We start from the raw sequence: 4,761 nt of genomic DNA, 5'->3' as shown, positions 1-4,761 counted from the left end.
GTTACCCCCGCAGTGTGAAGGCAAGACCACAAAAGTATGCGGTGCAAAAAGCCAATAAAAACAATGCCAGTCAGGCTTAACTGACTGGCATTACGTCAGTTGACGCGCTTTTTTATTACTGTCGCTTCAATATCTGAACTGGTTGATCAGCCGCGAGAGATCCTGCAGCCGCTCTACCAGCAGGGTGATGCCATTTAGCGCCTGCCTGCTGTTGTCGGCGGTGTGGCTGGCCAGCTGGTGGATCTGGTGTACCCCTTCATCGAGGGTCGCCGTGACGTCGGCCTGCTGACTCACCGCCTGGGCGATCTCGTCGCTGGTGCGGGTTACCTGCCCCAGCATCCGGTTGATCTGGGTGAGCACGTCGGCGGTGGTGCCCGCGTGCTGCTGGCAGCGCACCGAGGTCTGCGCCCCTTGTGTCATCCCGTCCGACAGCTGTCGTGTAGTTTGTTGCAGCGCCTGGATCATCTCGTGGATCTCGCTGGTCGAGGCGCGGGTCTTCTGGGCCAGCGCCCTCACTTCATCCGCCACCACGGCAAAACCGCGCCCCTGTTCGCCAGCCCGGGCAGCCTCGATGGCCGCATTGAGGGCGAGCAGGTTGGTCTGGTCGGCGATTTGACTGATCACCTCCAGAATACCGCTGATCTTCTGGCTGTCGCTGGTGAGCTGGGCCAGCACGGCGTGGTTGGCATCCAGCTCCTGATGGAGTTGGTTGACGGCGGAGCGGGTGGTCGCCAATGCTTGCAGCCCCTCGTCGGAGACCTGCTGTACCTCTATAACCAGATTGCTCGCCTCATGGGCACTGTGGGCCACATCCCGAATGGAGTGGCTCAACTCGGTGATGGCGGTCGCCAGCTGCTCGCTGTGGGCGCGCTGCTGCTGCAGATGAGTATCAATGGTCTGGATATTGCCCCGGTCATCTTCGGCTGCCTGCAGGATCTGCTGGTTGGTGTCGGCGCTGCGCCCGACCACAGCCTTGAGCTCGGCCTGCTTCATCCGCAGGGCCAGTTCGACGGCCGCCAGAGTGTCGCGCCGTCGGGTGTAGAGCACCTGACAGAGGCGGGTTCCCTTGTCTTGATCGGCAAGGGTGAGCAGATGAGCCAGCCGTTGCTGCAATCGCCAGCCGTGGATTGCCTGTGCCAACAGCAACAAGGCGGTGGGCAGCAGCCATAACAGGTTGCCGGTGGCAAAGGTAGCAAGGGTGGTGAGCAAGGCAGAAACGGAGAGCCAGAGGGTCAGCTGACCCGGTTCAAAGTGAAAGCGGCTCAGCCAGGGAAGCGCCTTGCCGCTGCGCAACAGGCCATAGAGCTGCTCGGCCCAGGCCACATCGCTGGCGGCGGGTTTGGTGCGCACCGACTGGAACTCGACGATCTCCTTCTGCGCATTGAGGATCGGGGTGACGTAAGCGTTTACCCAATAGAACTGACCGCTTTTGGCGCGGTTCTTGACCAGCCCCATCCAGCTTTTGCCCTGTCGCAGCCGCTGCCACATATCGGCGAAGGCCACCTTGGGCATGTCGGGGTGTCGCACCAGATTGTGGGGTACCCCTTCCATTTCGGCAGCACCATACCCGGCCACATCACAGAAGTGCTGGTTGGCATAGGTAATATGACTGGCGGGATCCGTGGTCGAGATGAGTGCGATGTTGTCGGGGAAGTGTATCTCCCCCTCCTGATGGAGTTTGGTCATGTGTCGTTCCTGAAAAAGCCAAATAACTGATAAATATGTTTTTATTGTCGTTCTCAGTTAATCATTCTAAGGCTCTTCAGTGACCCGAACTTGGCTTGGGTCAATTAATCAACACAATGAATTGATGAAGTAAGGGTCAGCTGGCCGGTGTGAAATCGTGAACTTCGCCACTTCTAGGTTTAAAGCGCGGATCGCTATCTTTGTAGCTGCGCACCAGCTCCATCGTCTTGCAAAAGCTGGTCTGCTTGTCGTACTCCTGACGAGCCAACTCGATGGCCCGTTCGGCCCGGCGCCGCTCCATCTTGTCAGACTTGCGATCGCTGAACTGTTGCTGCTGGTGCAGCATCCAGCCGACAAACTCTTGCTGGCATTGGGATTCGCTATTGGCCTGCGCGGGCAGGGTCCACAACAACGAGAGCAGTATCAAATAACGCATGTCTGACTGGGTATTGAAGATTAATTGAACAGAAGGGGCGGTATTTTAGGCTGGAAATCGTGGTGTGAACAGTGTCAATAGCGAGGCCCTGCGGGGCCTCGCATCGTTGTGGCCGGTGTCAGTGTTTGACGAGGTAGAGTTGGCGGCTGTAGGCCACATCCTCCGGGTTGTTGATGGGGTAGCCCTTGAGCCATGGCTTGATGAGTCGGGCATTGGTGTACTGGTAGATGGGGGCTATGGGGGCTTGAGCCAGCAGGATCGCTTCCGCCTCGCCAAACAGCTTGCTGCGGCTGGCGGCATCCTGAGTGCTGGCCGCCTCTGTCAGCAGCTGGTCATAACGGGCATTGGCAAAGCCAGCCATATTGCCGCTGTGACGGGAGCCCCACAGGCCAAGGAACGCAGAAGGGTCGTTGTAGTCGGCGACCCAGGAGGAGCGGATCACCTCGAACTGACCGCTCTGGCGACTGTCGAGATAGGTTTTCCACTCCTGATTGGTCAGCTCGACCTCGGCGCCCAGCTTCTGCTTCCACATGCTGGCGATGGCCAGCGCCATCTTCTTGTGAATTTCCGCGGTGTTGTAGAGCAGGGTCAGCTTGAGCGGCTTGTCCGGGCCGTAACCGGCCTCCTTGAGCAGGGCCTTGGCCTTGCTGTCCAGTTCCGGCTGGCTGCTGGTGGAGAGAAGGTTGGCGGTTGGGGTGAAGCTGGCGGTCACATCCGGAGTGAAGTGATAAGCCGGTTTCTCGCCAGTGCCGAGCACCTTGTCGGCGATCAGGGCGCGGTCGATGGTGTAGGAGAGCGCCTTGCGCACCCGCACATCGTTCAGTGGTGCCTGACGGGTATTGAAGGCGTAGTAGTAGGTGCCGAGCTGATCCGGGGTATAGACCTCATTCGGGATCTGCTGCTTCAGCTTGTCGTACTGCTCCTTGGGGAAGGATTCGGTGATATGCAGATCGCCAGCCAAGTAGCGGTTGGTGGCCGCGCTCTCCTGATTGATCGGCATGAAGATCACCTTGGTCAATACGGTATGGGCCCGATCCCAGTAATAAGGGTTGGGGGTCAGCTCCAGCTTCTCGTTGACCACCCGGTTGTTCAGCACAAAGGCACCGTTGCCCACCAGTTTGCCGGGTTGGGTCCACAGGTTGCCGTACTGCTCGATGCTGGCTTGATGGAGCGGCGACAGGCTGGGGTGGCTCAGCAGGTTCAGGAAGTAGGGCACCTGCTGGGAGAGGGTCACCTGCAGGGTGTGGTCATCGAGGGCCTTGACCCCCAGCTCGCTGGCAGGCAATTTGCCAGCGACTATCTCGTCCACCTTGTCGAAACGGGCCAGTTGGGCAAACCAGGCGAAGGTGGCCGCCTCTTTCGGATCGACCAGTTTGCGCCAGCCGTAGACGAAGTCGCCGGCCTTGACCGGATCGCCGTTGGACCAGCGCGCATCCGGGCGCAGATGGAAGGTAAAGAACTGGTTGCCCTTGTTCTCCCAGCTGGCCGCCACCCCGGCAACCGGTTTGCCATCCGGCCCCTGGGTCAGCAGCCCCTCGAACAGATCCCGCAGTACCTGCAACTCCGGCAGGCCGACCAGCTTGAGCGGGCTCAGGCTCGCAGGTTCATCCTTGAGGTGGCGAACGACAATCTGCTCGGCGGCGAGTTGTGTTCCGGCGGGAATATCGGCAGCCTGGACAGCAGCACAGCCCAGCAGGGCCAGCAAGGGGCTCCATCCTTTCATGGGTCGGATCCTTCAAATAGTGTGAAGCGGGGAGAAAACTCGGCGAGAAAATATCGCCGACAGATGGGAAATCATGATATCCCGTTTGCTGGTCTGACCGCCAGCATTCGACTCTCACTCCCAATCGGGGTAGAAGAGCGTTCCCGGCGTCTGTGCAGTTCAATGTGGTGAGGAGTGTCAAACGATGAAAGCATGGTTATTGCTGGCCTGTGTGTTGAGCCAGGGTGCCTGGGCGTTGGCCCCGTGCCAGCGCGACACGGCGGTGGGCAACTGGTGCGAGATCGGCATCGATGCCTTGCACCCGACCCAGGGGGGCGTCGGCCAGATCCAGGTCGATGAAACCCAGGCCACATTGGCTGGCATGAGCGCAAAGCAGCTCGACAAGTTGATGAAAAAGAAAGAGATCCCCGTGGTGATTGCGCCGGATGGCAGCTACTGGCTGGTGGACCGCCACCATCTCACCAAGGCGTTGTGGCAGCAGGGCGTCAAGGATGCCCGGGTCAAGGTGATTGGCCGTCTGCAGGATAAAGCCAACTTCTGGAGTCAGATGCAGAACAACCACTGGGCCTGGCTCAAGGATGAGAAGGGGCAGCCGCTGACCCCGGAGCAGTTGCCGAGCAGCATCGACAAGCTGCCTGATTACCCCTATCGCACCCTCGCCGGACTGCTGCAGAATGCGGGCTACTTTCGCAAGGACAAACAGGTCTATTTCGTCGAGTTTGCCTGGGCCAGCTGGCTCGGCAAGCAGATGCAGTGGATGCCGGTGGACAGCGCCAATCTGGCGGCCCGCCTGCAACAGGCCAAACGGCTCGCCTGCGGCAGCGATGCCAAGGATCTACCCGGTTATCTCGGCAAGCAGTGCAGCCTCAACCAGTCCAAAAGCGCGCAATGAGTGGATGTGCGATGAGGGCATCCA

General features: G+C 59.7%; 4 protein-coding genes. 1 reads left to right on the top strand and 3 read right to left on the bottom strand.

The annotated features are described in order from the left end of the window. Positions 1 to 126 precede the first annotated feature (126 nt). From AB5Y92_RS01125 to AB5Y92_RS01115, 3 genes are all read right to left on the bottom strand, one after another. Positions 127 to 1,686: a methyl-accepting chemotaxis protein gene (locus AB5Y92_RS01125; protein ID WP_368225217.1), complete on the bottom strand. Its 1,560-nt coding sequence runs from the start codon at positions 1,684 to 1,686 to the stop codon at positions 127 to 129. Positions 1,687 to 1,822: 136 nt separating this feature from the next. Beyond that, the gene (locus AB5Y92_RS01120; protein WP_005335795.1) at positions 1,823 to 2,122 is read right to left on the bottom strand and encodes a hypothetical protein; all 300 of its coding nucleotides are present in this window, start codon (positions 2,120 to 2,122) and stop codon (positions 1,823 to 1,825) included. A 118-nt stretch (positions 2,123 to 2,240) separates the two neighbouring features. Next, on the bottom strand, positions 2,241 to 3,845 hold the full coding sequence (locus AB5Y92_RS01115) for an ABC transporter substrate-binding protein (RefSeq protein WP_368225216.1): 1,605 nt from the start codon (positions 3,843 to 3,845) through the stop codon (positions 2,241 to 2,243). Between the two features lie 184 nt (positions 3,846 to 4,029). On the opposite strand from AB5Y92_RS01115, the gene AB5Y92_RS01110 reads away from it, so the two are divergent. Further along, positions 4,030 to 4,737: a ParB-like protein gene (locus tag AB5Y92_RS01110; RefSeq protein ID WP_368225214.1), complete on the top strand. Its 708-nt coding sequence runs from the start codon at positions 4,030 to 4,032 to the stop codon at positions 4,735 to 4,737. Positions 4,738 to 4,761: the final 24 nt, after the last annotated feature.

Origin of the sequence: Aeromonas sp. R1-1, from assembly GCF_040908495.1 — a bacterium.
In the GTDB taxonomy this organism is placed as follows: Bacteria; Pseudomonadota; Gammaproteobacteria; order Enterobacterales; family Aeromonadaceae; genus Aeromonas; species Aeromonas veronii.
The sequence above is the reverse complement of the archived record's forward strand: the minus strand, read 5'-3'. Positions and strand labels throughout refer to the sequence as shown.